General features: G+C 71.7%; 19 protein-coding genes. 13 read left to right on the forward strand and 6 right to left on the reverse strand.

Annotated elements, in window-relative coordinates; all coding sequences use genetic code 11:
- Window positions 1-354 precede the first annotated feature (354 nt).
- Window positions 355-1,644, forward strand: a complete 1,290-nt coding sequence (locus tag ACFVH5_RS35670; RefSeq protein WP_385837828.1) for a citrate synthase — start codon at window positions 355-357, stop codon at window positions 1,642-1,644.
- 692 nt (window positions 1,645-2,336) lie between these two features.
- Here ACFVH5_RS35670 and ACFVH5_RS35675 read toward each other — a convergent pair.
- Window positions 2,337-4,679: a heavy metal translocating P-type ATPase gene (locus tag ACFVH5_RS35675; RefSeq protein WP_385837829.1), complete on the reverse strand. Its 2,343-nt coding sequence runs from the start codon at window positions 4,677-4,679 to the stop codon at window positions 2,337-2,339.
- Window positions 4,680-4,764: 85 nt separating this feature from the next.
- Window positions 4,765-5,004, reverse strand: coding sequence for a heavy-metal-associated domain-containing protein (locus ACFVH5_RS35680; RefSeq protein WP_385837830.1), 240 nt, complete (start codon window positions 5,002-5,004; stop codon window positions 4,765-4,767).
- Window positions 5,005-5,155: 151 nt separating this feature from the next.
- Between ACFVH5_RS35680 and ACFVH5_RS35685 the strand changes: the two genes are divergently transcribed.
- The gene (locus ACFVH5_RS35685; protein ID WP_385837831.1) at window positions 5,156-6,226 is read left to right on the forward strand and encodes a zinc-dependent alcohol dehydrogenase family protein; all 1,071 of its coding nucleotides are present in this window, start codon (window positions 5,156-5,158) and stop codon (window positions 6,224-6,226) included.
- Window positions 6,227-6,348: 122 nt separating this feature from the next.
- Here ACFVH5_RS35685 and ACFVH5_RS35690 read toward each other — a convergent pair whose 3' ends face one another.
- Entirely contained in the window at window positions 6,349-6,549 is a 201-nt protein-coding gene (locus ACFVH5_RS35690) for a helix-turn-helix transcriptional regulator (protein ID WP_384814258.1), read from the reverse strand.
- Window positions 6,550-6,891: 342 nt separating this feature from the next.
- Here ACFVH5_RS35690 and ACFVH5_RS35695 point away from each other — a divergent pair, with 342 nt between their 5' ends.
- From ACFVH5_RS35695 to ACFVH5_RS35705, 3 genes are all read left to right on the forward strand, one after another.
- Entirely contained in the window at window positions 6,892-7,560 is a 669-nt protein-coding gene (locus ACFVH5_RS35695) for a TetR/AcrR family transcriptional regulator (RefSeq protein WP_384814255.1), read from the forward strand.
- Between the two features lie 7 nt (window positions 7,561-7,567).
- Window positions 7,568-8,371 (forward strand): SDR family NAD(P)-dependent oxidoreductase, encoded by an 804-nt coding sequence (locus ACFVH5_RS35700; RefSeq protein ID WP_385837832.1) that lies wholly within the window; start codon window positions 7,568-7,570, stop codon window positions 8,369-8,371.
- 67 nt (window positions 8,372-8,438) lie between these two features.
- On the forward strand, window positions 8,439-9,479 hold the full coding sequence (locus tag ACFVH5_RS35705; RefSeq protein WP_384814249.1) for an NAD(P)-dependent alcohol dehydrogenase: 1,041 nt from the start codon (window positions 8,439-8,441) through the stop codon (window positions 9,477-9,479).
- Window positions 9,480-9,524: 45 nt separating this feature from the next.
- Here the strand turns inward: ACFVH5_RS35705 and ACFVH5_RS35710 are convergent, their stop codons facing one another.
- On the reverse strand, window positions 9,525-10,034 hold the full coding sequence (locus tag ACFVH5_RS35710; protein WP_385837834.1) for a putative immunity protein: 510 nt from the start codon (window positions 10,032-10,034) through the stop codon (window positions 9,525-9,527).
- Window positions 10,031-10,669: a TetR/AcrR family transcriptional regulator gene (locus ACFVH5_RS35715; RefSeq protein WP_385837844.1), complete on the reverse strand. Its 639-nt coding sequence runs from the start codon at window positions 10,667-10,669 to the stop codon at window positions 10,031-10,033. The genes ACFVH5_RS35710 and ACFVH5_RS35715 overlap by 4 nt, the downstream gene beginning before the upstream one ends.
- A gap of 169 nt (window positions 10,670-10,838) precedes the next feature.
- Between ACFVH5_RS35715 and ACFVH5_RS35720 the strand changes: the two genes are divergently transcribed.
- The gene (locus tag ACFVH5_RS35720) at window positions 10,839-11,609 is read left to right on the forward strand and encodes an SDR family NAD(P)-dependent oxidoreductase (protein WP_385837835.1); all 771 of its coding nucleotides are present in this window, start codon (window positions 10,839-10,841) and stop codon (window positions 11,607-11,609) included.
- Between the two features lie 18 nt (window positions 11,610-11,627).
- Here ACFVH5_RS35720 and ACFVH5_RS35725 read toward each other — a convergent pair whose 3' ends face one another.
- On the reverse strand, window positions 11,628-12,980 hold the full coding sequence (locus ACFVH5_RS35725; protein ID WP_385837836.1) for a family 43 glycosylhydrolase: 1,353 nt from the start codon (window positions 12,978-12,980) through the stop codon (window positions 11,628-11,630).
- 313 nt (window positions 12,981-13,293) lie between these two features.
- On the opposite strand from ACFVH5_RS35725, the gene iolC reads away from it, so the two are divergent.
- The 7 genes from iolC to ACFVH5_RS35760 all read left to right on the forward strand — a co-directional run bounded on the left by iolC (window position 13,294) and on the right by ACFVH5_RS35760 (window position 25,561).
- Window positions 13,294-14,268, forward strand: a complete 975-nt coding sequence (iolC, locus tag ACFVH5_RS35730) for a 5-dehydro-2-deoxygluconokinase (RefSeq protein WP_385837837.1) — start codon at window positions 13,294-13,296, stop codon at window positions 14,266-14,268.
- 372 nt (window positions 14,269-14,640) lie between these two features.
- A complete protein-coding gene (gene iolD / locus ACFVH5_RS35735; RefSeq protein ID WP_385837838.1) occupies window positions 14,641-16,536 on the forward strand; it encodes a 3D-(3,5/4)-trihydroxycyclohexane-1,2-dione acylhydrolase (decyclizing) in 1,896 nt (631 codons plus the stop codon).
- A 34-nt stretch (window positions 16,537-16,570) separates the two neighbouring features.
- The gene (mmsA, locus tag ACFVH5_RS35740; RefSeq protein ID WP_385837839.1) at window positions 16,571-18,082 is read left to right on the forward strand and encodes a CoA-acylating methylmalonate-semialdehyde dehydrogenase; all 1,512 of its coding nucleotides are present in this window, start codon (window positions 16,571-16,573) and stop codon (window positions 18,080-18,082) included.
- A gap of 253 nt (window positions 18,083-18,335) precedes the next feature.
- On the forward strand, window positions 18,336-19,772 hold the full coding sequence (locus ACFVH5_RS35745; RefSeq protein ID WP_385837840.1) for an APC family permease: 1,437 nt from the start codon (window positions 18,336-18,338) through the stop codon (window positions 19,770-19,772).
- 235 nt (window positions 19,773-20,007) lie between these two features.
- Entirely contained in the window at window positions 20,008-22,797 is a 2,790-nt protein-coding gene (locus ACFVH5_RS35750) for an alpha/beta fold hydrolase (protein WP_385837841.1), read from the forward strand.
- Window positions 22,794-23,657 carry an ABC transporter permease gene (locus tag ACFVH5_RS35755; protein WP_385837842.1) on the forward strand — a complete coding sequence of 288 codons (864 nt, stop codon included), beginning with the start codon at window positions 22,794-22,796 and terminating at the stop codon, window positions 23,655-23,657. The genes ACFVH5_RS35750 and ACFVH5_RS35755 overlap by 4 nt, the downstream gene beginning before the upstream one ends.
- Window positions 23,658-23,869: 212 nt before the next feature.
- The gene (locus ACFVH5_RS35760; RefSeq protein ID WP_385837843.1) at window positions 23,870-25,561 is read left to right on the forward strand and encodes a VWA domain-containing protein; all 1,692 of its coding nucleotides are present in this window, start codon (window positions 23,870-23,872) and stop codon (window positions 25,559-25,561) included.
- Window positions 25,562-25,720: the final 159 nt, after the last annotated feature.

The raw sequence follows: 25,720 nt of genomic DNA on the forward strand, positions 1-25,720 counted from the left end.
CCCGCGCCCCTCAAGGGGCAAAAGCCGGGGCGCAGACCCGCTTTTGAGGGGCGCGGGGAACTGCGCGACCAGCCCCCACCGGGGCCGCAGCCGACCGATCCGTCCAGCCGACCGGGCCATCTCGCCGACCGGACCGTCCGGTCAACCGGGAAAATGATCGATCAAACGAGTCGGAAACGTCACACGGCACTTTCGGAAGGCCGGGGAAGCGGGCAGGATGAACAGGTTGGCGGCACTGAGTGCCGCCAATAGGCCCAATGGTCGACCCCGAGTGCACTCTCCTGCGCCAAATGGGGGATGGTAGAGACAGTCAGGGCACCTCGAAGAAGAGGCACAACGTCGGTGAGGGATGACGTGAGCGACAACTCTGTAGTACTGCGGTACGGCGATGGCGAGTACACCTACCCGGTGATCGACAGCACCGTCGGCGACAAGGGCTTCGACATCGGGAAGCTCCGCGCCCAGACCGGTCTGGTGACACTGGACAGCGGTTACGGGAACACCGCCGCCTATAAATCCGCCATCACCTATCTCGACGGCGAGCAGGGCATCCTCCGCTACCGCGGGTACCCGATCGAGCAGCTCGCCGAGAGCTCCACCTTCCTCGAAGTGGCCTCGCTGCTGATCAACGGCGAGCTGCCCACGGTCGACGAGCTCTCCACCTTCCAGAACGAGATCACGCAGCACACCCTGCTGCACGAGGACGTCAAGCGGTTCTTCCAGGGCTTCCCCCGTGACGCCCACCCGATGGCGATGCTGTCGTCGGTGGTCTCCGCGCTGTCGACGTTCTACCAGGACAGCCACAACCCGTTCGACGAGGAGCAGCGCCACCTCTCGACGATCCGGCTGCTCGCGAAGCTTCCGACCATCGCGGCGTACGCGTACAAGAAGTCGATCGGTCACCCCTTCGTCTACCCGCGCAACGACCTGGGCTACGTCGAGAACTTCCTGCGTATGACCTTCTCGGTCCCCGCGCAGGAGTACGAGCTCGACCCGGTCGTCGTCTCCGCGCTCGACAAGCTGCTCATCCTGCACGCGGACCACGAGCAGAACTGTTCGACCTCCACCGTCCGTCTGGTGGGCTCGTCGCAGGCGAACATGTTCGCCTCGATCTCCGCCGGCATCAGCGCCCTCTGGGGCCCGCTGCACGGCGGCGCCAACCAGTCGGTCCTGGAGATGCTCGAAGGCATCAAGGCCAACGGCGGCGATGTCGACTCCTTCATCCGCAAGGTGAAGAACAAGGAGGACGGCGTCCGCCTGATGGGCTTCGGCCACCGGGTGTACAAGTCCTTCGACCCGCGCGCGAAGATCATCAAGGCTGCCGCGCACGACGTCCTCTCGGCCCTCGGCAAGTCCGACGAGCTGCTGGACATCGCGCTCAAGCTGGAGGAGCACGCGCTCTCCGACGAGTACTTCGTCTCGCGCAACCTCTACCCGAACGTCGACTTCTACACCGGTCTGATCTACCGGGCCATGGGCTTCCCGACCGAGATGTTCACGGTCCTGTTCGCCCTCGGTCGCCTTCCGGGCTGGATCGCCCAGTGGCACGAGATGATCAAGGAGCCCGGGTCCCGGATCGGGCGTCCGCGACAGATCTACACGGGTGTTGTCGAGCGGGACTTCAAGCCGGTCCAGGAGCGCTAGGCGCTCCACGGCGCTGTGGGTTCCCGACTGCGGGTCCGTCGTGGCGGGCCGCGCAGTTCCCCGCGCCCCTTACGGGGCCGGGGGTTGCCCCGCCCCGCAGAGAGTGAAGCCCGATGTCCCGCAAGGGATGAGCCGCAATCCCGTCAGGGATGAAGTGCAATAAAGAAGGCGCCCCGCTGCCGGTCCCCCCACGGGCCGGAGTCGGGGCGCCTTCCCATGTCCCGGTGCGGATTCCCCCCACGGGATCCGGCCGGGCGTCTGAAGGCAGCGCCTGAATCGCTGCGAGCAAAACGAGCAGAATGAACAAAAATTCTGCCTACTGCGTACTACCTACCGCGTGCTGCCGTACTGCCTCCTGCTGGTGCGGTCTGCCGGGACCCGTACGTACGGGAGGGCCGCTCAAAGCTCCCCGTCGTACGTGCCCCGGCAACGCGTTTCCAGGAACGTCCCCCAAGACATCCCCAGATGCCAGAAACGCCCCCAAGACGTGTCTGACATCGTCAATCTAGACTCACGAACCCCTTCGATGGTTACGTTCACATCACTGTGACCTGCGTCTCTTGCGTATGTCCTGAAGATACGCAAGAGCCCCGATATGACTATCGGAGCCCTAGCGTAAGGATGATGCGCGAGCCTTGTGAAGAGCTTATGTGAAGAGGTGTGCCGGACTCTAGGGGAGTCCTACCTCTTCGTCATGAAAATGCCCTGAGTCGCAGACTGTTCGTCACCACGAACACGGAGGAGAACGCCATGGCGGCTCCCGCGATCATCGGGTTCAGCAGGCCGGCCGCGGCGAGGGGCAGAGCCGCCACGTTGTATCCGAACGCCCACACGAGGTTCCCCTTGATCGTGGAGAGCGTCCTGCGGGACAGCCGGATCGCGTCCGGCGCCGCCCGCAGGTCCCCGCGCACCAGCGTCAGATCGCTCGCCTCGATCGCGGCGTCCGTGCCCGTGCCCATCGCCAGGCCCAGATCGGCGGTGGCGAGCGCGGCGGCGTCGTTGACGCCGTCGCCCACCATCGCGACCGCCCGCCCCTCGGCCTGAAGCCGCCTGATCACGTCGACCTTGCCCTCGGGCAGCACCTCTGCGATCACGTCGGCGGGGTCGATGCCCACGGAGCGGGCCACGGACTCGGCGACGGTCCGGTTGTCCCCGGTCAGCAGCACCGGAGTGAGCCCCAGGGCGCGCAGCGCGCGGACCGCCTCGGCGCTGGTCTCCTTGACCGCGTCGGCGACGGTCACGACCCCGTGCGCGGTGCCGTCCCAGGCGACGGCCACGGCGGTACGCCCCTCCTCCTCGGCCCGCGTCCGCAGCGCGGCCAGGGAGTCGGGCAGCGTGATTCCGGCCTCTTCGAGAAGCCGGGCGCGGCCCACGAGGACCGCGTGGCCCTCGACCGTGCCGCGGACACCGAGCCCGGGCACGTTCTCGAAGCCGTCCACGGCCGGCAGGGCCCCGGTCCGCTCCTCGGCGCCCGTCGCGACCGCCCGTGCGATCGGATGCTCCGAGGCGTGCTCCAGGGCGCCCGCGAGCCGCAGTACGCGCGTCGTGTCGGTGCCGTCGGCCGCGTACACCTCTTGGAGGGTCATACGGCCCGTCGTCACCGTGCCGGTCTTGTCCAGGACGATCGTGTCGACGCGGCGGGTGGACTCCAGGACCTCGGGGCCCTTGATGAGGATGCCGAGCTGGGCGCCGCGGCCCGTGCCGACCATCAGGGCGGTCGGGGTGGCCAGTCCCAGGGCGCACGGGCAGGCGATGATCAGCACGGCGACGGCCGCGGTGAACGCGGCGGCCGTGTCGCCGGTGACGCCGAGCCAGACCCCGAAGGTGGCGACCGCGATCAGCAGCACCACGGGTACGAAGATTCCGGAGATCCGGTCGGCGAGGCGCTGCACCCGGGCCTTGCCGTTCTGGGCGTCCTCCACCAGCCGCGCCATCCGGGCGAGCTGGGTGTCGGTGCCGACCCGGGTCGCCTCGACGAGCAGCCGCCCGCCGGCGTTCACGGTCGCCCCGGTGACGGCCGAACCCACCATCACGTCCACCGGCACGGACTCGCCCGTCAGCATCGACGCGTCGACGGCCGAGGTCCCCTCGACGACCGTGCCGTCCGTGGCGACCTTCTCCCCGGGGCGTACGACGAAACGGTCGCCCACGGCCAGCGCGCCCACCGGCACGCGGACCTCACGGCCGTCCCGTACGACGGAGACGTCCTTCGCGCCCAGTTCCATCAGGGAGCGCAGGGCGGCGCCGGCCTGCCGCTTGGAGCGGGCCTCCAGATAGCGGCCGAGGAGGATGAGGGCGATGACCCCGGCGGCGACTTCGAGGTAGATCGCCGAGGCGCCCTGCTCGCGGGAGACGGTGAGGGAGAAGCCCTCGTCCCGCATGCCCTCCATGCCCGCGTCGCCCCAGAACAGCGCCCACAGGGACCAGCCGAACGCGGCCAGCGTGCCCGTCGAGACGAGGGTGTCCATGGTGGCGGCGCCGTGCCGGGCGTTCGTGTACGCGGCCCGGTGGAAGGGCAGTCCGCCCCAGACGACGACCGGCGCGGCGAGCGTCAGCACGAGCCACTGCCAGTTGTCGAACTGCAGCGTCGGGATCATCGACAGCAGGACGACGGGGGTGGCGAGGAGCGCGGAGACGACGAGGCGTTCGCGCAGCGCGGCCAGTTCGGGGTCACGCTTGTGCGCCGGGTCCTCGCCGGCGGAGGCGTCCCGGTCCGCCGAGGGTTCCGTGGGTTCGGGGGGCTGCGGCGGCGGGGGTTCCTCGGCCGTGTAGCCCGTCCTGACCACGGTGGCGATCAGGTCGGTGACCTGGACCCCGTCCGCGTACGCGACCTTCGCCTTCTCCGTCGCGTAGTTGACCGTGGCGGTGACGCCGTCCATGCGGTTGAGCTTCTTCTCGACCCGGGCCGCGCAGGAGGCGCAGGTCATCCCGCCGATGGTCAGCTCGACCTGCGAGGCGGCCTGCGACGCCGGGTCGGTCGGAGGGGCCGCGGTGGTGCTGGCGGTCGTGCTGCTGCTGGTACCGGTGCTGGTCATGTCCTGCTCCAGGGAACGAACCGGGCCGTACGGAGCCAGTATCAGCTGGTCGGTTCGGCCCGGTGCGGAGTGGGGAAAGGCGGCCTCAGGCCTGGCCGGCGAGCTCGAAGCCCGCCTCGTCGACGGCGGCGCGGACGGCCTCATCGTCGAGCGGTGCGGTGGAGATCACGGTCACCTCGCCGGTGGAGGCGACGGCCTTCACCGAGGTGACGCCCGCGATCCCGGAGATCTCGCCGGAGACCGAGCCTTCACAGTGTCCGCAGCTCATCCCGCTCACCTGGTAGACGGTGGTGACGGAGCCGGGGGTGTCGGTGTGGGCGGTCATGTCGTTCTCCTCGTCGAGACGTATGGGGCGTGTGCGGCGCGTGCTGTGTGGGATACATGAGGCGTGTGTGGCCCACGGGCTTTCACGGTACTCACAGTATACCCCTAGGGGGTACGTTCAAAGGGCTGGGGACAGCGGAGGGGTGGCGGCCATGAGGGCAGTGGTGTTCGAGCGATTCGGGGAACCGGCCGAGGTACGGGAGGTGCCGGACCCGGCGCCCGCGCCGCACGGCGTGGTGGTGCGCGTCGAGGCCACCGGGCTCTGCCGCAGCGACTGGCACGGCTGGCAGGGCCACGACCCGGGCATCGCGCTGCCGCACGTGCCCGGACACGAACTCGCCGGAACCGTCGAGGCCGTGGGCGCCCTGGTGACCCGCCACCGCCCCGGCGACCGCGTCACCGTGCCCTTCGTCTGCGCCTGCGGAAGCTGCGCCTCCTGCGCGGCGGGCGACCAGCAGGTGTGCGAGCGCCAGACCCAGCCCGGGTTCACGCGCTGGGGGTCCTTCGCCGAGTACGTCGCCCTCGACCACGCCGATGTGAACCTCGTCGCCGTGGCGGACGAACTGTCCTTCGGCACGGCCGCCTCGCTCGGCTGCCGGTTCGCCACGGCGTTCCGCGCGGTGGTCGCGCAGGGGCGGGCGGCGCCGGGGGAGTGGGTGGCCGTGCACGGCTGCGGAGGAGTCGGACTGTCCGCGGTGATGATCGCCGCGGCGGCCGGGGCGCGGGTCGTCGCGGTCGACCTCTCGCCCGGCGCGCTGGACCTCGCGCGGCGGTTCGGCGCCGCGCACTGCGTGGACGCGTCCCGGACCGGCGACACGGCGGAGGCGGTCCGCGACCTGACCGGCGGCGGCGCCCATCTCTCCCTCGACGCCCTCGGCTCCCCGGTCACCTGCGCGGCCTCGATCGCCGGGCTGCGCCGTCGCGGCCGGCACGTCCAGGTGGGCCTGCTGCCCGACGACCCGAAGGTGCCGATGTCCCGGGTGATCGGCCTCGAACTCGAACTCCTCGGCAGCCACGGCATGCCCGCGCACGCCTACCCGCCGATGCTGGAGTCCGTACGGGCCGGGCTGCTGCGCCCCGACCTCCTGGTGACGTCCACGATCCCCCTGGAGGCGGCCCCCGCGGCGCTGGCGGCGATGGGGACGGCGCCGGGGGCAGTGCCGGGAGTGGCGTCGGGAGTGGTGTCGGGGGCGGGTGTCACGGTCGTCGAACCCTGGGCGTGACGGCGACGGGCCGTGCGGCGGCGCCGATGCGAACGAGGGGGTCCCGCACGGTGGACGTGCGGGACCCCCTCGTGTACCGGGCGCCGTCACCGGGCCCTGCCGCCGGGCGCGGTGACGGGCGGTCAGCGGTCCCGGCGGCCCCTGTTGCCCGGCCGGGAGGCGACCCAGGCCCGGACGGTGTCGGCGTACCAGTACGGTTTGCCGCTCTCCACATGGTCGGGCGCGGGCAGCAGCCCGTGTTTGCGGTAGGACCGCACAGTGTCCGGCTGCACCTTGATGTGCGCCGCGATCTCCTTGTACGACCAGAGCCTTCGGTCGGTCATCAGAAGCACCTCCCTGCGCGCGCCGCAGCGGCGGCCGAGGGGCGGCCGTCGGGGGAGCCGGGCACTGCGCTGGCGATCACAAGCCTGTGCTCGGTGAACGACACAGAGTGACAACGCGGCAGGGGCTGTCGCGCGGGTGTGACGCAAGACCCGCGTACACGTGACATGTGTGACAGAGGGGTGTCTTTTGTGACACGCGTGACGCATTGGGCCCCAGCAGGAATCTGCTCCACCGCGAACCCGCCCCACCGTGAACCCGCCTCATCGGGAGCCCGCCCGCTTCATGAAAATGTCCCAATGGGAAACATGTCTCATTGGGACATGAAGGAGTATTCTGAGGGTATGGAGGCAACGGAGCCCAGCACCACCACCGAGGACCGCCGGCAGCGCAAGGCCCGGCAGACCCGCAACGCCCTCGCGACCGCCGCGGTCGACCTGATCCTGGAGCGCGGACTCGCCGCCACCACGGTCGAGGCGATCGCCGAGCGGGCGGACGTCACCCGCCGCACCTTCAGCCGGCTCTTCGGCGGCAAGGAGGACGCGGCCCTCGACTTCGTACGAGGTGACGGCGACCGCATCAACGCGCTGCTGCGCGAGCGGCCCGCCGCCGAACCGCCGCTGCTCGCCTACCGCCGGGCCGTACGCGACTGGCTCGCCGACCGGGACGACCCGGCCTGGCACGTACGCCCCCGGATGCGACGGCTGCTGGCCCTGCTCGACAGCGAGCCGGCCCTGTTCGCGGCGTACGAACGCATCCGGGTCGACGCCCAGGACGAGTCGGTCCGCATCCTCGCCGACCGGCTCGGCACCGACGACGTGCTGGACGTGCGTCCCGCCGTCGTGGTCGACGCCGCCGCCGGAGTCCTCACCGCCGCGCTGCGCATCTGGGCGCGCGGCGCGTCCGGCCCCGACTCGGCGGCCGAGGACCTCGCCGCCCTGGTGGAGCGGGCCTACGACGCCCTGACCCACGAGGCCGCGTCCGCGGTCTCGTACGACACCCCCGAAAAGTGAGAGCACCATGAGCACCACCGGCACCACCCCTGTCACCGGCAACGCATCCGTCACCGACTACGCCACCGAGTTCGCCGGGAGGACCGCGCTCGTCACCGGCGCCGCCTCCGGCATCGGCCTGGCCACCGCCCGCCGCCTCGGTGCCGGCGGCGCCGCCGTCGTGATCGCCGACTACAACGCCGAGGGCGCCGAGAAGGCCGCCGCCGAGCTGCGCGCCGAGGGCTTCAAGGCCGCCGCGGTCGCGGTGGACGTGACGAGCCCCGACTCCGTGGCCGCGGCCGTCGCCTTCGCCATCGAGACCTTCGGCGGACTGCACCTGGCCGTGAACAACGCCGGCATCGGCGGCCCGAGCGCCCCGACGGGCGAGTACGACATCGAGGCCTACGACCGCGTGGTGCTCACCAACCTCAACGGCGTCTTCTACAGCCTGCGCCACGAGCTGCCCGCCATCGAGGCGGCCGGCGGCGGTGCCGTGGTGAACGTCGCCTCCATCCTCGGCTCGGTCGGCTTCGCCGGCTCCTCCGCGTACGTGGCCGCCAAGCACGGCGTGGTGGGCCTCACCAAGACCACTGCCGCCGAGTACGCCGCCAAGGGCATCCGCGTCAACGTCGTCGGCCCCGGCTTCATCGAGACCCCGCTGCTCCAGGGCATGGACAAGGAGGCCTACGACGGCCTGGTCGCGCTGCACCCCGCCGGCCGCCTCGGCCGCCCCGAGGAGGTCGCCGAACTGATCGCCTTCCTGCTGTCCGCGCGGGCCTCGTTCGTCACCGGCGGCTACCACCTGGTCGACGGCGCCTACACCGCCGTCTGAGCACCACGGAAGCGCAGGAGCAGCAGAACAGCAGCAGAGCGAAACAGACAGAGAAAGAAGCAAGGCCATGAAGGCACTGCAGTACCGCTCCATCGGCGCCGCTCCCGAGGTCGTGGTCGTCCCCGACCCCGAACCCGGCCCCGGTCAGGTCCTGTTGAAGGTCACCGCCGCCGGCGTGTGCCACTCCGACATCGCCGTGATGAGCTGGCCCGCCGAGGGATTCCCGTACGAGCTGCCGCTCACCCTCGGTCACGAGGGCGTGGGCACCGTCGCCGCGCTCGGCGCGGGGGTGACCGGTGTGCGCGAGGGCGACGCGGTCGCCGTGTACGGCCCCTGGGGCTGCGGCAGTTGCGCCAAGTGCGCGGAGGGCAAGGAGAACTACTGCCTGCGCGCCGACGAGCTCGGTATCCGTCCGCCGGGGCTCGGGGCACCGGGTTCCATGGCGGAGTACCTGCTGGTCGACGACCCCCGGCACTTGGTGCCGCTGGACGGCCTCGACCCGGCCGCGGCGGTCTCACTGACGGACGCGGGCCTGACGCCGTACCACGCGATCAAGCGCTCGCTGCCGAAGCTGGTACCGGGTTCGACCGCGGTGGTCATCGGCACGGGCGGGCTCGGGCATGTCGCCATCCAGCTGCTGCGGGCCATGTCCCCGGCCCGGGTGATCGCCCTCGACGTGACCGAGGAGAAGCTGCGGCTGGCCCGCGCGGTCGGCGCCCACGAGACGGTCCTGTCCGACGCACAGGCCGCTGCCAAGGTGCGTGAACTCACCGGCGGCGTCGGGGCGGAGGCGGTCTTCGACTTCGTCGGGGCGCAGCCCACCCTGGCCACCGCGGGAGCCGTCGCGGCGGTCGAGGGCGACATCACGATCGTCGGCATCGGCGGCGGAACGCTCCCCGTCGGCTTCGGACAGCTCCCCTTCGAGGTCTCGGTCAGCGCCCCCTACTGGGGCACCCGCGGCGAACTCGTCGAGGTCCTCGCACTGGCCCGCTCCGGCGCGGTCTCGGTACACACCGAGACCTTCTCCCTGGACGACGCCCCACTCGCCTACGAACGCCTGCACGCAGGCAAGATCAACGGCCGAGCGGTGATCCTCCCGCACGGCTGAGCGGGCTCAGGGGGCTGACCGGGAGCGTCGGCGCGGACAGGTCGGTCACGGGGTGAAGGCCGACCAGCAGATGTCGTTGCGCAGTCGCTGGTCGTCGAGTACGAGTTCGCGGATCTCCGGTGGGAGTTGCTCGCGCTGCCAGCGGCACTCACGTCGGCCCGCGGACTCGCTCTCGCCCTCGGCGGCGCGGGCGGCCTTGATCGCGTAGGCGGCGGCCCCTAGTTCATGGGCGGCGACGTGGGCGACGGCGCCGGCCTGCCCGGCGGCGTACGCGGCGTGGCGTGCCGCCCCGCGCAGGTCTCTGGCCGCTCCCATCGCATGGCCGCCCGCCGCGCGCGCCCGCATCATGCCCACCTCGCCGCGGACCCAGGCCCGGGCGTGCGCGATCGCCTCGCGCGGGCGCGGGTCCTCGGGCCGGACCGTCTCGAAGAGGTGAAGGACGTGTTCCGCGCACTCGGCGGCCCACAGGGCCAGGAGACGGTGATCCGCATCGGTGAGGGTCCCGCCCCGGCGGATCGTCGTGAAGCGGGGGTCGCGGACCTTCGGGAGGATCATGAACGCGCCTCCTCGGGCGGCACGGGGCGGACGGCAGCGGGCGCCGCCGCCCGCAGATGGCCGATCCCGGTGTCCAGCGCCGCCTTCAGATGGGCCGAGTCGCCCGTCGACATCATGATGGTCACGCCTCCCTGGATGCCCGCCAGCAGCGCGGCGGCCTCCCTGTCCACGTCGAGGGCCGGCGACACCAGTCCGTTCGTCTGCAGGGCGCGCATACCGCGGGCGAGTTGCCGCTGCCACTGGCGCATCAGCTCCGTCACGATCGCCCGGGCACCTGGCCGGTCCCGCCCGACCTGGAGGAACAGGGACCCCAACGGGCAGTGGTCGCCCTGCCGTTCGTACCGTTCGACCACCACGTCCCGCCACTGCCGCCAGGACTCCCACGAGTCCAGGCGCCCCAGGTGCGGCTGCTGGTCCGCCAGGACGCGGTCCGCCTCGAACCGGGCCACCGCCAGCAGCAGTTCGTCCTTGCCGGCGGGGAAGTAGTGGAAGAGCTGGCTCTTGCTCGTACCGGTGCGGGCGCGGATGTCGTCGAGCGTCGTGAACCCGACGCCCCGCTCGCGCAGCACCTCGGCCGCCCCTTCGACGATACGGGCCCGGGTCGCCCGGCCCTTCACGGTCGCCGCTTCCGCCATCCCCGCCTCCTCGTGTTCCCGGCCCCGGCCCCGGTCGCGTTGACCGGCCGTACCGGCCGTACCGGCCGTACCGACCGTACCTCCGTTCTGGACTTGCCGGTCCATTTTCTGCGGCGCACAGTGGTCCGCGCAAGCCGGAGGACAGGCCGAAGACAAGGGAGATCACATCATGAGTGAGCGGCTGCGGAACAGGACAGCGCTGGTCACGGGCTCGACCAGCAACATCGGGCAGGCGATCGCGGAGGCGTTCGCCGCCGAGGGGGCCCACGTCGTCGTGTCCGGGCGCAACCCGGAACGCGGCGCGCGCGTGGTCGAAGGCATCCGCGCGTCGGGCGGCCGGGCCGACTTCCTGGCGGCGGACCTCGACGGCAGCGCGGCGGCCTCCCAGGACCTGGCCGAGCGGGCCCGGGAGACCCTGGGCGGACGCATCGACATCCTGGTCAACAACGCCGGGATCTATCCGTCCCCCGGTACCGCCGACACCGACGAGAAGACCTTCGACCAGGTCTACGGCGTGAACGTGAAGGCGCCGTTCTTCCTCACCGCCGCCGTCGTCCCGGCCATGGCGGACTCCGGCGGCGGGGTGATCGTCAACCTCGGCTCGTGGATCGCGCGGCTCGGCGTCCCCCGTGGGGCGCTCTACAGCTCCACCAAGGGAGCCATGGAGACGCTCACGCGGGCGTGGGCCGCGGAGTTCGCCCCGCTCGGTGTGCGGGTCAACGCCGTGTCGCCGGGCGTGATCCTGCCCCCGGCCCCGGCGGGCGCCGAGCCGGGTCCCGGCGAGATCATGATGAACGGCACCCCGGCCGGCGGCGTCGGTACGCCCGAGGCCATCGCGTCCGCCGTGCTCTGGCTGGCGAGCGACGAGGCGTCCTTCGTCCACGGAACCGTGGTGGACGTCGACGGGGGCAGGACCGGGGTCGCCGTCATCGCCGCGTAGGAGCCGTGGCCGGGGACCTCAGTCGCGGCGCCGGACGTACAGGCGGTTGCCCTTCGGGCCGGTCCACTCCACCCGTACGACACCGGGCACGGCGGCCTCGGCGAGCCGCGAGGCGTTGGACCAGTAACCGAAGTTCGGGTTGTTGAAGAACGTCGCCCACACCTGCCCGCGGTGGTCCTCGAAGAAGTTGTTGTGGCCGGCGCCGACACCGGCGGTCCAGCGCTGCGAGTACGGTCCCTCGAAGGTGTCGGAGACGGCGACGACGGCGTCGTACTGGTACTGGACCCGGCCGGCCGCGGCGGTGTCGTAGGCCTGGCGGGTGGTGCCGTCGGCGTTGACCGAGGTGCGGTCCCACGCGGCGTGGAGCAGGAAGTACTTGCCGCCGTGCTTGAACACGTACGCGCCTTCGAGGTACGGCTCCGGCGAGTACGGCGACTGCCGGAACGCGGGAAGGTCCGTCGTGGGGACGATGTCCTCCATGTCGTCCCGGAACCTGGCGTAGAGGTTGTTGTGCAGCACCAGCCACGCGGCGTCGCCCTCGGAGTACAGGCTGCCGTCGATGTGGTGGTAGGCGCCGGGCTCGATGAAGGCGGGGCCGCCGATGAACGAGTCCCCGAAGGGTTTCTCCAGATTCCCCTCGACCAGCCGGTACGGGCCCTCGACGCCGCCCTCGCTGACGAGCATGAATGAGCCGACCTTCTTCGAGTGGTCGCCCATGCACGCGACGAGGTACCACTTGTCGTCGAAGCGGTGCAGCTCGGGCGCCCAGGCCTGGCCGCGCTTGCCGAAGCGGTCGTCGTACCAGTACTCCTGCCAGGGAGCGACGACCGTGCGGCCGGGCCGGTTCTCGCCGGCGAACTCGGGCGACCACACCTTGCCCTTCTCCTCGCCGGGCCGCACACCGGTCGTGTCCGCCAGTCTCCAGGGCCCCTGGAGGGAGCGCGCGGTCCACACGAAGATGCCGTCGTTCCACGGTCCGGCCGTGTCGAGCCCCGGCACCCGGGTCGTGCCGGTGGCGACGTAGAGGGGGCGGCCGTCGACGACGAAGCAGTTGACGTACGTGTCGCGCATCCACACCACCCCGCGCTCCTCGTCGCGAGGCCGCAGCTCCAGCGGCAGCACGAACGAGTTGTCGTCCCTCGGCCAGAGGTCCGGGCGGGTGTCGGCGAGGCCGTAGGGGGCGGGATCGGGCCAGTTCGCCGGATACCGCCGCCCCGACGCGGACGCCGACGCGGTCACCGCCGCGGACGCGGAGTCCGACGCCGCCGACGCGGACCGCGCGGGCAGGGCCGCCGCGGCGCCCAGGCCGGCGGCGGCCCCGGCCAGCAGCGCACGGCGTCCGACGGGCGGTCGGTTCTCATGGCCGGTCATCGGTCAACTCGCATGCTGCCAGCATGAAAAGCCCAGATGATCTACGTCAAGACATCAGTGATTTAATCCGGCGCACCTGCCTACGGCCTGTCGCTTCGAGGGATGAGGGGGACCGCGCGACCAGCCCCCGGTCAGCCCCCACGCACCCGCACCCGACTCCACGGCCGACGCCCACCCGACCCCGCAGCCGCCCCCACCCCGCCCCCGATCCGCCCCGTCCGCCCCAAGACATGGTCAGAATGTCCGGACAACCAATTGACAGGGCTCTACCGGCGCCGCTAGACCTGGGGTCCACCGATGCGGAGGGAACTCGATGGTCGAGTCAGCGGAGTCCGGTACGTACGACCTCATCACCATGGGGCGCATCGGCGTGGACCTCTACCCGCTGCAGACCGGCGTGCCCCTCCCCCAGGTGGCGTCCTTCGGGAAGTTCCTCGGCGGCTCGGCGACCAACGTGGCGGTCGCGGCGGCCCGGCTCGGCCGGCGCACGGCCGTGGTGTCGCGGACCGGGGACGACCCCTTCGGCACGTATCTGCACGAGGCGCTGCGGGACTTCGGCGTCGACGACCGCTGGGTGACGCCCGTCCGCGGGCTGCCCACGCCGGTCACCTTCTGCGAGGTGTTCCCGCCGGACGACTTCCCGCTGTACTTCTACCGCCAGCCGAAGGCCCCCGACCTGGAGATCGACGCCCACGAACTGGACCTGGACGCCATCCGGGACGCCCGGATCTTCTGGGTCACGGGTACGGGCCTGAGCGAGGAGCCCAGCCGCACCGCCACGCTCGCGGCGCTGGCCCACCGCGCCAGATCGGGCCCGACGGTCTTCGACCTGGACTGGCGGCCGATGTTCTGGACCGACCCCTCCGAGGCCCGCCCCTTCTACACCGAGGCCCTGCGCCACACCACGGTCGCCGTCGGCAACCTCGACGAGGTGGAGGTCGCCACGGGCCTGCGCGAACCGCACGCGGCGGCCCGCGCCCTCCTCGACGCGGGCGTGGAACTGGCCGTGGTCAAACAGGGCCCCAAGGGCGTCCTGGCCGTGCACCGCGACGGCGACTTCGCGGAGGTGCCGCCGCTGCCGGTCACGGTCCTCAACGGCCTCGGCGCCGGTGACGCCTTCGGCGGCGCCCTCTGCCACGGCCTGCTGGCCGGCTGGGACCTGGAGCGCGTCATGCGCCACGCCAACGCCGCGGGCGCCGTCGTCGCCTCCCGACTGGAGTGCTCCTCCGCCATGCCGACCCTCCCCGAGGTCGAACAGGCCCTGGCTGAGGGGGCGGTGCCGCGGTGAGCGGGAGTGCCGTGCTTCCACCGGGCGGTGGTTGTACGGTGCGCACAGAGGGGAATAAAGAGGGCAAAGTGTAGGAACACCTGGGCGGGGAGCGCGTGTTCGCCGAAGCCACCGGCTTCGGTCACGCCCCCGTGGCGCCCGGGCACAGATCGCCTCCGGCGCGGAAGTCCGCTTCGCCCTGGCAGGAGCGAAGTGCGAGCGACGACTCCCCGCCCGCTACGGCTCCGCGCCGGAGGTCCCCCTTCCCGTACGCGCGGTTCGGATTGACGGGCGGGACATAGAGACGGAGGGCCCGTTCCGACGTATGACGTGGCGGATCAGCTTCAACCCGTGATTCCACCCGTGACACGCAGAGAGCACAGAGGGCCACCGATGACAGAGCCGAGGTCAACGACGACAAGGCTGACGGTCGCACAGGCGCTGGTGCGGTTCCTCACCGTCCAGCACACCGAGCGCGACGGTGTGCGGCGCCGCCTGATCGACTCCACCTGGGGCATTCTCGGCCACGGCAACGTCGCCGGACTGGGCCAGGCGCTCGTGGAGTACGGCGACGGCATGCCGTACCACCAGGGCCGCAACGAACAGGCCATGGTGCACGCGGCGGTGGGCTACGCACGTCAGTCGAACCGTCTCTCCGCGCAGGCCGTCACCACGTCCGTCGGCCCCGGCGCCACCAACCTCGTCACGGGCGCCGCCCTCGCCACGATCAACCGCCTCCCGGTGCTCCTGCTGCCCGGCGACGTCTTCGCGACCCGCCCCGCCGACCCGGTCCTCCAGCAGCTCGAAGTCCCGTACGCGGGCGATGTGTCGGTCAACGACTGTCTGCGCCCGGTGTCGAAGTACTTCGACCGGATCAGCCGCCCCGAAGCCCTGATCCCGGCCGCCCTCCAGGCGATGCGTGTGCTCGCCGACCCGCTCGACACCGGCGCCGTCACCCTCGCGCTCCCGCAGGACGTCCAGGCGGAGGCGTTCGACTGGCCCGACGAGTTCTTCGCCGAACGCGTGTGGACCGTACGCCGTCCGGTGGCCGACCCCGCCCAACTGGCCGCGGCCGTACGGGCCGTACGGACGGCCGGGCGGCCCCTGGTCGTCGCGGGCGGCGGGGTCCACCACAGCGAGGCCGAGGACGCGCTGCGGGAGTTCGCCGACCTCACCGGCATCCCGGTCGCCTCCACACAGGCCGGCAAGGGCTCGCTCGCCTGGGACCACCCCGCGGACGTCGGCGGCATCGGGCACACGGGCACCGCGACCGCCTGCGAACTCGCCCGCACCGCCGACCTGGTGATCGGGATCGGCACCCGCTACACCGACTTCACCACCGCCTCCGGCACCCTCTTCGCCGCCCCGGGCGTGCGCTTCCTGAACATCAACATCGCCTCCTTCGACGGCCACAAGATGGCCGGGCAGCCGCTGGTCGCCGACGCCCGCACCGCGCTGGAGGCCCTCACCGCGGCCCTGGCCCCGCACGGCCACCGCGCCGGGCCCGCGTACGTCACCGAGTACACCGACGACAAGGAGCGCTGGGAGTACCGCGTCGACGCGGCCTTCGAGGCGGAGGACCCCTACGCGCGGCCCACCCAGCCGCAGGTCCTCGGCGCGCTCGACGACCTCGTCACCGCCGACGACATCATCGTCAGCGCGGCCGGCTCCCTCCCCGGCGACCTGCACAAACTCTGGCGCGCCCGGTCCCGCGACCAGTACCACGTCGAGTACGGCTACTCCTGCATGGGCTACGAGATCCCGGCCGCGATCGGCATCCGGATGGCGGCCCCGGACCGGCCCGTGTGGGCGCTGGTCGGCGACGGCACGTACCTGATGATGCCCACCGAGATCGTCACCGCCGTCCAGGAGGGCATCGCCATCAAGGTGGTCATCCTGCAGAACCACGGGTACGCGTCCATCGGCGGCCTCTCCCAGGCGGTCGGCGCCGAGCGCTTCGCCACCGCCTACCGGCACCGCTCCGAGGACGGTACGTACACGGGGCGCCCGCTCCCCGTCGACCTGGCCGCCAACGCGGCGAGCCTCGGCATGCGGGTGCTGCGCGCCAAGACCGTGGACGACCTGCGGACCGCCCTCGCCGAGGCACGGGCCGCCGACACTCCCACATGTGTCTACGTGGAGACCGAAACGGCAGACACAGTGTCGGGCGCGCCCCCGGCCCAGGCCTGGTGGGATGTTCCTGTGGCCGAGACCGCGACCCGACCGTCGGCGGTCAAGGCACGCGCGCTGTACGAACGGCTGGCCTCCACCCGGCGCCGCCATCTGTGACGTAGTTCTTGGGCATGACAAGGAGTTCTCGGGCATGACGAAGATCGTCAACCACTGGATCGGCGGCAAGACCGCCGAGGGTACGTCGGGTTCGTACGGGCCGGTCACCGACCCCGCGACCGGCGCCGTCACCACGAAGGTCGCCTTCGCGAGCGTCGAGGAGGTGGACGCCGCGGTCGCCGCCGCGAAGGACGCCTACGCGAGCTGGGGCACCTCGTCGCTCGCCAAGCGCTCCGGCATCCTCTTCGCGTTCCGAGCGCTCCTCGACGCCCACCGCGACGAGATCGCCGCCCTGATCACCGCCGAGCACGGCAAGGTCCACTCGGACGCGCTCGGCGAGGTCGCGCGCGGCCTGGAGATCGTCGACCTGGCGTGCGGGATCACCGTGCAGCTGAAGGGCGAACTGTCGACCGAGGTGGCCTCGCGGGTCGACGTGGCCTCGATCCGCCAGCCGCTCGGGGTCGTCGCGGGCATCACGCCGTTCAACTTCCCGGCGATGGTGCCGATGTGGATGTTCCCGCTGGCCGTCGCCTGCGGCAACACCTTCGTGCTCAAGCCGAGCGAGAAGGACCCGTCGGCGGCCGTCCGGCTCGCGGAGCTGTTCGCGGAGGCGGGCCTTCCGGACGGTGTGCTGAACGTCGTCCACGGCGACAAGGTGGCCGTCGACCGCCTCCTGGAGCACCCGGACGTCAAGGCGGTCTCCTTCGTCGGCTCCACCCCGATCGCCCGGTACATCCACACCACCGCCTCCGCCAACGGCAAGCGCGTCCAGGCCCTCGGCGGCGCCAAGAACCACATGCTGGTCCTCCCGGACGCCGACCTGGACGCGGCTGCCGACGCGGCCGTCTCCGCCGCCTACGGTTCGGCCGGAGAGCGCTGCATGGCCATCTCGGCCGTCGTCGCGGTCGGCGCGATCGGCGACGAACTGGTCGCGAAGATCCGCGAGCGCGCCGAGAAGATCAAGATCGGCCCCGGGAACGACCCGGCCTCCGAGATGGGCCCGCTGATCACCGCGGCCCACCGCGACAAGGTCGCCTCGTACGTCACGGGCGCCGCCGCCCAGGGCTCCGAGGTCGTCCTCGACGGCACCGGGTACACGGTCGAGGACCACCCCGAATGCGCTGACGGCCACTGGATCGGGCTCTCACTGCTCGACAAGGTCCCCACGGACTCGGACGCCTACCGGGACGAGATCTTCGGCCCGGTCCTGTGCGTGCTGCGCGTGGACACGTACGACGAGGGGGTGGCGCTGATCAACGGCTCGCCCTTCGGCAACGGCACCGCGATCTTCACCCGGGACGGCGGCGCGGCCCGCCGCTTCCAGCTGGAGATCGAGGCGGGCATGGTCGGCGTGAACGTGCCGATCCCGGTGCCGGTGGGCTACCACTCCTTCGGCGGCTGGAAGGACTCCCTCTTCGGGGACCACCACATCTACGGCAACGACGGCACGCACTTCTACACCCGCGGCAAGGTCGTCACTACCCGCTGGCCGGACCCCTCGGAGGGCCCGGCGGGCGTGGACCTGGGATTCCCGCGCAACCACTGAGTCCGACCGCACCCTCCGCCGGTACATCGCTCCACCGGTGAAACCCGCCGGTGAGTTTCGGCGCCCGTGCTGCGGTTCCCGCACGGGCGCCGATGGCTGAGGCCGCTTGCTCCACCCTGCCAAGAACGGCAGTTGAGTCCCCATCGACCTACGGATTCCGTAGGTCGAGGACCGTTGACGATTCGGATTCCGCAGGGTTCGATGCGGCACGGGAGCACGCACCCCCGCCGCACGAGTCGATCGGAACCGCTCCATGACTGACACGCTTCGCACCGTCGACTCCGCCCCCGGCCCTGCCCCCGCCCCCGTCCCCGGGGCACCGGACAGCGGTCCCGGCGAGGCCGGTACCGGTCCCCGTACGCTCAAGCGGTCCATCGGCGTCGTCGGCGGCACCCTGCTCACGATCTCCTGCGTGACACCGGCCTCCACGCTCTTCGTGGTCGTCCCCGACCTGTTCGGGTCCCTCGGCACGGCGACGGCCCTGACCGTCGCCATCGGCTCGCTGCTCTGTATCGCCGTGGCGTTCTGCTACTCGGAGCTGGGCACCCTCATCCCCAGCGCGGGCGGCGAGTACGCCATGGTGTCGACGATGGCCGGCCGGCTCGCGGGCTGGCTGGTCTTCGTCCTGTCGCTCCTCGTCGTGATGATCGTCCCGCCGGTGATCGCGATGGGCACGGCCGACTACCTCGCGCCCCTCGTGCACCTCGACGCGTCCTGGGCGGGCGCGGGCGTGATGGGGCTCGCCACCCTCGCGGGCCTGCTCGACCTGCGGGCCAACGCCTGGATCACCGGGATCTTCCTGGTCCTTGAGGTCATCGCGGCGGCCGTCGTGGCCGTCCTCGGCTTCGCGCACGCCGAGCGCGGGGCGGGCAGCCTGGTGTCCATGGAGGTGGCCGGCTCCGGCGGGCACCCGGACACCGTGACGGTGATGCTGGTCGTCTCCGGGCTCGCGATCGCCCTCTTCGTCACCCAGGGCTTCTCGACCGCCGTCTACCTCTCCGAGGAACTGGAGAACCCGCGCCGCAACGTGGCCCGTACGGTCCTGGCCACCCTCGCCATCTCCACGGTGATCATCCTCGTGCCGGTGGCGGCGATCACCCTGGGCGCCCCGGACCTGGCCGCGCTCACCGGCGGAGACATCGGCGGCATGGTCGCCGCGTGGTCGAACTCCGCGGTCGGCACGTTCGTCAGCCTCTGCGTGGCGCTCGCCATCATCAACGCGGGCATCGTCATGGTCATCCAGAACTCCCGCGTACTGTTCGCCTCCGCCCGCGACAAGGCCTGGCCCGAGCCGGTCAACAAGGTCCTGTCGAAGCTCGGCCGCTTCGGCTCCCCGTGGGTGGCGACGCTCGTGGTGGGCGTACCCGGCGCGGTGCTCTGCTTCGTCAACCTCGACACCCTGTACGGCATCACGGGCGTCTCCGTCACGAGCATGTACATCCTGGTGGCGGTGGCCGCGCTCCTGGCCCGCCGAGGCCCCCACGCCCACACCCAGGCGTGGCGCATGCCGCTCTGGCCGACGCTCCCGGTCCTCCTGATAGCGGTCCTCGCCTACGTCCTCAGCATGCAGGACCCGACGTACCTGGCCTGGACGGGCGGTATCACAGCGGCGGCAACCCTCTACTGGGCCCTGTACCTACGCCCCCGCCGAACAACCCGCTGGCTGGTAACGATCCCGGACGAGTCCTAGGGGCGCAGCCCCTCCAGGGGCGCGGGGAACGGCGCAATCTTTTCAGGGGGCGCAGCCCCAAGGGGCGCGGGGAACTGCGCGGCCAGCCCCCACCGACCCGCACAGGACCACCGGCGGAGCCACCCCGCATACCGCACGCGCGGTACATGTGACAGCCCTCGTACTCCTACGGGATACCGCCAAGCTCCCCCCACCGACCCCACCCCCACCCGGCAGGGCCCCGTACGGTTGAACCATGGATCTTCGAATGCCCGCAGCACCACGACGATGGCTGCGAGGCCCGCGCCGATGGACCGCCGCGGCCCTCGTCGCCGTGCTCGCCGGCGCCGGGACATGGACCGCGGTCGCCTCCGACGGCGCACCCGCGGTGCACCGCGCCGACCGCGTCATCCCCACGGCGGACGGGGTGAGGATCGACACGTCGTACTTCACCGCCGATTCCTCCTCCTCCGCCGGTTCCGACGGCCGCCGCCCCGCCGTCCTGCTGACCCACGGCTTCGGCGGCAACAAGGAGGACGTGCGCAAGCAGGCGGAGAACCTCGCCCGCGACGGCTACGCGGTCCTGACGTGGTCCTCGCGCAGCTTCGGCAGATCCACCGGAAAGATCGGCCTGAACGACCCGAAGGGCGAGGTCGCCGACGTCTCCAAGCTCATCGACTGGCTGGCGAAGCGCCCCGAGGTCCAGCTCGACAAGGCCGGCGACCCCCGGGTCGGCGTCGCCGGAGCCTCGTACGGCGGCGCGGTCTCCCTCCTCGCGGCCGGTTACGACCAGCGGGTGGACGCCATCGCCCCCGCGATCACGTACTGGAACCTCGCGGACGCCCTGTTCCCGAACGGCGTCTTCAAGAAGCTCTGGGCCGGGATGTTCATCAACTCCGGCGGCGGCTGCGACACGTTCGAGGCCCAGCTCTGTGAGATGTACGAGCGCGTCGCGGAGTCCGGAAAGCCGGATGCCGCGGCGATGAAGCTCCTGGAGGAGCGCAGCCCCTCCGCCGTCGGCGACCGCATCAAGGTCCCCACGCTCATCATGCAGGGCCAGACCGACTCCCTCTTCCCGCTCGGCCAGGCCGACAAGATCGCCAAGGCGGTCAAGGCCAACGGCGCCCCCGTGGACGTCGACTGGATCGCCGGCGGCCACGACGGCGGAGACATGGAGACGGACCGCGTCCAGGCACGCGTGACCTCCTGGTTCGACCGCTACCTCAAGGACGACAAGAACGCCGACACGGGCCCCACGTTCCGGGTCACCCGCACCGGCGGCATCGACTCGACCGACGGCGGCGCCCAGTTGCGGGGCGCCGACGGAGACACCTACCCCGGTCTGACCGGCGGCGACCGCGAGGTGGCGCTGAGCGGACGTGAGCAGGAGTTCTCCAACCCCGCGGGCGCCAGCCCGCCCGGCATCTCGGCCCTCCCCGGGCTCGGCGGCGCCGGCGGCCTCTCCCAGTTGTCCTCGCTCGGCGTCGGGGTGTCGCTCGACTTCCCCGGCCAGTTCGCGCGCTTCGACTCCGAGCCCGTGACCAGGGACCTGCGGATCACCGGCTCGCCCACCGTGACCGTGAACGTGAAGTCGACGACCGACGAGGCCGTGCTCTTCGCCAAGGTGTACGACGTCGGCCCCGGCGGCCGGCAGCAGGTCCTGCCGTCCCAGCTGGTCACCCCGATCCGGGTCGCGACCGGCGACAGCGGCAAGAGCGGTGAGAACGGCGGTGGGAGCGGCAAGGACGTGCGCCTCACCCTGCCCGCCATCGACCACGAGGTGCAGGAGGGCCACCACCTGCGCCTGGTGCTCGCCTCGACCGACCTCGGCTACGCGTCCCCGCTGACCCCGGCCACGTACACCGTCTCCCTGAAGAGCGACCTCGCCGTGCCGACCGCGCCCGGTGTGACGACCGGGGCGGCGGGGCTGCCCGCCTGGGTGTGGTGGCTGCCGATCGCCGGCGCGCTGACCGCGCTGGCCCTGCTGCTCACGGGCCGCCGCCGCACCACCACGACCCCGCCCGACCCGGCGCTCGCCGAAGTCCCGCTCCAGATCACCGACCTGAGCAAGCGGTACGCGAAGTCGTCCGACCGCTATGCCGTACGGGACCTGTCGTTCCGCGTGGAGAAGGGCCAGGTCCTCGGTCTGCTCGGCCCGAACGGCGCGGGCAAGACCACCACCCTGCGCATGCTCATGGGCCTCATCAAGCCCGACGGCGGCGAGATCCGGGTCTTCGGGCACGCGATCCGGCCGGGCTCCCCGGTCCTCTCCCGGGTCGGCGCCTTCGTGGAGGGCGCGGGCTTCCTCCCGCACCTGTCCGGCCGCGAGAACCTCGACCTGTACTGGCAGGCCACCGGACGTCCGTCCGAGGACGCCCACCTGGAGGAGGCGCTGGAGATCGCGGGCCTCGGAGACGCGCTGTCCCGCGCGGTCCGCACGTACTCCCAGGGCATGCGGCAGCGCCTCGCCATCGCCCAGGCCATGCTCGGCCTCCCCGACCTGCTGATCCTCGACGAGCCGACGAACGGCCTCGACCCGCCCCAGATCCGCGAGATGCGCGAGGTCATGATCCGTTACGCCGCCGCGGGCCGCACGGTCATCGTGTCCAGCCACCTCCTCGCCGAGGTCGAGCAGTCCTGCACGCATCTGGTCGTCATGGACCGCGGCCGACTCGTCCAGGCCGGCCCGGTCCACGAGATCATCGGCTCCGGCGACACCCTCCTCGTCGGCCTCGCGACCGACATCCCGGACCCGCTGGTGGAGAAGGTGGCGGCGCTCCCGGGCATCGACTCGGCGATCCGCACGGACGACGGCCTGCTGATACGGCTGTCGTCGCGCGTCCCGGCGACTGCGCACTCCGGGGCTACGGGTTCCGAGGCGGCGGGTTCCGGAACGGTTGTCGGCGACTCCGCGACCGTCGAAGACTCCGCGGCAGCCGCCCGGCTCCTCGTGGAGCTGGTCCGGCTGGAAGTACCGGTGGCCTCCCTCGGCCCCCACCGCCGCCTGGAGGACGCGTTCCTGACCCTGATCGGAGGCTCCGCGTGAGCACACTTGCAGAGCGTGCCGAAGTGGCGGACGGCTACCGGGCCGGACGCACCCTGCCGTTGCGCGTCGAACTGATGCGTCAGCTGAAACGGCGCCGCACGCTGGTCATGGGGGCGATCCTCGCCGCCCTGCCGTTCGTGCTGGTCGTGGCCTTCGCGATCGGCGGCCAGCCGGAGGGCCGCGAGGGCCGGGTCACCCTCATGGACACGGCCACGGCCTCGGGCGCCAACTTCGCCGCGACGAACCTCTTCGTCTCGGCGGGCTTCCTGCTGGTCGTCCCGGTCGCGCTGTTCTGCGGCGACACCATCGCCTCGGAGGCCAGCTGGTCCTCCCTGCGCTACCTGCTCGCCGCGCCCGTGCCCAGGGCCCGCCTCCTGTGGTCCAAGCTCGTGGTCGCGCTCGGCCTCAGCCTCGCCGCGATGGTGCTGCTGCCGGTCGTCGCGCTGCTGGTGGGCTCGGTCGCCTACGGCTGGGGTCCGCTGGAGATCCCCACCGGCGGCTCCCTGTCCGCGGGCACGGCGGCCCAGCGCCTGGTGATCGTGATCGCGTTCATCTTCGCGTCCCAGCTGGTCACCGCCGGGCTCGCGTTCTGGCTGTCGACGAAGACCGACGCCCCGCTGGGCGCGGTGGGCGGCGCGGTCGGCCTGACGATCGTCGGGAACGTGCTGGACGCGGTCACCGCCCTCGGCGACTGGCGCCACTTCCTGCCCGCGCACTGGCAGTTCGCGTGGGCCGACGTGGTGCAGCCCACCCCCGAATGGGGCGGCATGATCCAGGGCACGGCGATCTCGGTCACGTACGCGCTGGTGCTGTTCGCCCTGGCCTTCCGCAGCTTCGCCCGCAAGGACGTGGTGTCGTAGAAGTACCGTTACGCGGCTTCCGTCCAGCCCTCCCGGTGTCCTTCGGACCCTCCGGTGACCCCCAGGTCTCCGGAGGGTCACCCGCCGGTCTCGACCGGCGCCCACCGTGGCCGCATCGAGATCCATCCGCAACGCCTCGGCCCGCTCCTTCCGCCCGCCCCGGCCGTCACAGTCACAGACGTCGGCTCACAGCGGTCACCGAGGGGACACACATGAGGCGCACCGAACGGCATCGGACAGAGCGGTACCGGACAGAGCGGGCGGACACTCGGGGAGGGCCGCCGGGCTCGCGGCGACCGCGCGTGCGAGTGCGACGGCCAGGGCGGCGGGTGCGCGGCGCGTTCGTCGCGGCGACCGTCTCGCTCGGACTCCTGCTCACCGCCTGCGGCGGCGGCATCGGCGAGGACTCGAACGACCGGGGCAGCAGCAGGACCCGGGAGGACAACGGCTTCCCGGCCCCCGCCCCGGCCCAGCCGACGGCCCCGCCGGACACCGGCGGGGGAACCGGTCAGGGCTACGAGGACGGCGAGGGGAAGGGCGAACTCCGGGAGACCGCGCCCCCGGCCGACCACCTCTCCACGTTCGCCCTGGACGTCGACACCGCGTCGTACGGGTATGCGCGCCGGACCCTGCGGGAGGGCCGGCGGCCCGATCCGTCGACGGTCCGCCCCGAGGAATTCATCAACAGCTTCCGCCAGAACTACGAGCGCCCCGACGGCAACGGCTTCACGGTGACGATGGACGGCGCCCGCACGGCCGCCCCCGAGAACGGCCTCGGCGAGGAGAACCGCGACTGGCGCTTCCTCCGCGTCGGCCTCGCCACCCGGGACGCCGAGGACAGCGGCGAACGCCGGCCCGCCGCCCTCACCTTCGTCATCGACGTCTCGGGCTCGATGGCCGAACCCGGCCGCCTGGACCTCGCGAAGGAATCCCTCGACGTGATGACGGACCGGCTGCGCGACGACGACGCGGTCGCCCTGGTCAGCTTCAGCGACGAGGCGAGGACCGTGCTCCCGATGACACGCCTGGGCGACCACCGGGGCCGCGTCCACGAGGCGATCGACACCCTCGAACCCACCGACTCGACCAACCTCGGCGCGGGCGTCACGACCGGCTACCGTACGGCCGTCGAAGGGCTGCGGGAAGGCGCCACCAACCGGGTCGTGCTGCTCTCCGACGCCCTCGCCAACACCGGTGAGACCGACGCCGACGCCATCCTCGACCGGATCGCGGACGCCCGCCGCGAGCACGGCATCACCCTCTTCGGGGTCGGCGTGGGCAGCGACTACGGCGACGCGCTGATGGAACGCCTCGCGGACAAGGGCGACGGGCACACGACGTACGTGTCCGGTGCGGAGGAGGCCCGCAAGGTCTTCTGCGACGAACTGCCGCGCAACATCGACCTGACGGCGCGCGACGCCAAGGCCCAGGTGGCCTTCGACCCCGAGACGGTCGACCAATTCAAGCTGATCGGCTACGACAACCGGCGGGTCGCCGACGAGGACTTCCGCGACGACCGGGTGGACGGCGGCGAGACGGGCCCGGGGCACACGGTGACGGCGCTGTACGCGGTACGGGTCAAGCCGGGCGCGAGGGGGCACGTGGCGACGGCGACCGTACGCTGGCTCGACCCCTCGACCCGCGTCCCGCACGAGGAGACGGGCCGGGTGGAGGCCGCCGCGCTCGCCGGTCCCCTGTGGACCACGACAACCGCCCGAAGCGGACTCCAGGTGACGGCGATAGCGGCATACTTCGCGGACGCGCTGCGCTCCGGCGGGCTGCCGGGGGCGCTGCCGCTGCGCGAACTCGGCCGCCACGCGTCGAACTTGGCGGCAACCACAGAAAGCCCCGAGATCGACGCCTTGTCAAACACAATCACCCAGGCAACAACACTGGGCGGTTAGCCCCCTGCGCCCAGGTGGGGGCGGGCCGCGCAGTTCCCCGCGCCCCTGAGGGGGCAGGAACCTGAGGCCGCTGGACGGGTGCGGCCGGGTGGGGGTTGCTCGCGCCGTTCCCCGCGCCCCTAAAAGACAGGCCGTCGGTCGGCCCCGCCCCGTCAGGGG

Source organism: Streptomyces sp. NPDC127119 (assembly GCF_042677425.1).
Taxonomy (GTDB): Bacteria; Actinomycetota; Actinomycetes; order Streptomycetales; family Streptomycetaceae; genus Streptomyces.

Bases quoted from the DNA above. Each gene is read 5' to 3' on its own strand.
- ACFVH5_RS35675 (WP_385837829.1), bottom strand. From the start codon at position 4,679: ATGACCAGCACCGGTACCAGCAGCAGCACGACCGCCAGCACCACCGCG.
- ACFVH5_RS35680 (WP_385837830.1), bottom strand. From the start codon at position 5,004: ATGACCGCCCACACCGACACCCCCGGCTCCGTCACCACCGTCTACCAG.
- ACFVH5_RS35685 (WP_385837831.1), top strand. From the start codon at position 5,156: ATGAGGGCAGTGGTGTTCGAGCGATTCGGGGAACCGGCCGAGGTACGG.
- ACFVH5_RS35690 (WP_384814258.1), bottom strand. From the start codon at position 6,549: ATGACCGACCGAAGGCTCTGGTCGTACAAGGAGATCGCGGCGCACATC.
- ACFVH5_RS35695 (WP_384814255.1), top strand. From the start codon at position 6,892: ATGGAGGCAACGGAGCCCAGCACCACCACCGAGGACCGCCGGCAGCGC.
- ACFVH5_RS35700 (WP_385837832.1), top strand. From the start codon at position 7,568: ATGAGCACCACCGGCACCACCCCTGTCACCGGCAACGCATCCGTCACC.
- ACFVH5_RS35705 (WP_384814249.1), top strand. From the start codon at position 8,439: ATGAAGGCACTGCAGTACCGCTCCATCGGCGCCGCTCCCGAGGTCGTG.
- ACFVH5_RS35710 (WP_385837834.1), bottom strand. From the start codon at position 10,034: ATGATCCTCCCGAAGGTCCGCGACCCCCGCTTCACGACGATCCGCCGG.
- ACFVH5_RS35715 (WP_385837844.1), bottom strand. From the start codon at position 10,669: ATGGCGGAAGCGGCGACCGTGAAGGGCCGGGCGACCCGGGCCCGTATC.
- ACFVH5_RS35720 (WP_385837835.1), top strand. From the start codon at position 10,839: ATGAGTGAGCGGCTGCGGAACAGGACAGCGCTGGTCACGGGCTCGACC.
- ACFVH5_RS35725 (WP_385837836.1), bottom strand. From the start codon at position 12,980: ATGACCGGCCATGAGAACCGACCGCCCGTCGGACGCCGTGCGCTGCTG.
- iolC (WP_385837837.1), top strand. From the start codon at position 13,294: ATGGTCGAGTCAGCGGAGTCCGGTACGTACGACCTCATCACCATGGGG.
- iolD (WP_385837838.1), top strand. From the start codon at position 14,641: ATGACAGAGCCGAGGTCAACGACGACAAGGCTGACGGTCGCACAGGCG.
- mmsA (WP_385837839.1), top strand. From the start codon at position 16,571: ATGACGAAGATCGTCAACCACTGGATCGGCGGCAAGACCGCCGAGGGT.
- ACFVH5_RS35745 (WP_385837840.1), top strand. From the start codon at position 18,336: ATGACTGACACGCTTCGCACCGTCGACTCCGCCCCCGGCCCTGCCCCC.
- ACFVH5_RS35750 (WP_385837841.1), top strand. From the start codon at position 20,008: ATGGATCTTCGAATGCCCGCAGCACCACGACGATGGCTGCGAGGCCCG.
- ACFVH5_RS35760 (WP_385837843.1), top strand. From the start codon at position 23,870: ATGAGGCGCACCGAACGGCATCGGACAGAGCGGTACCGGACAGAGCGG.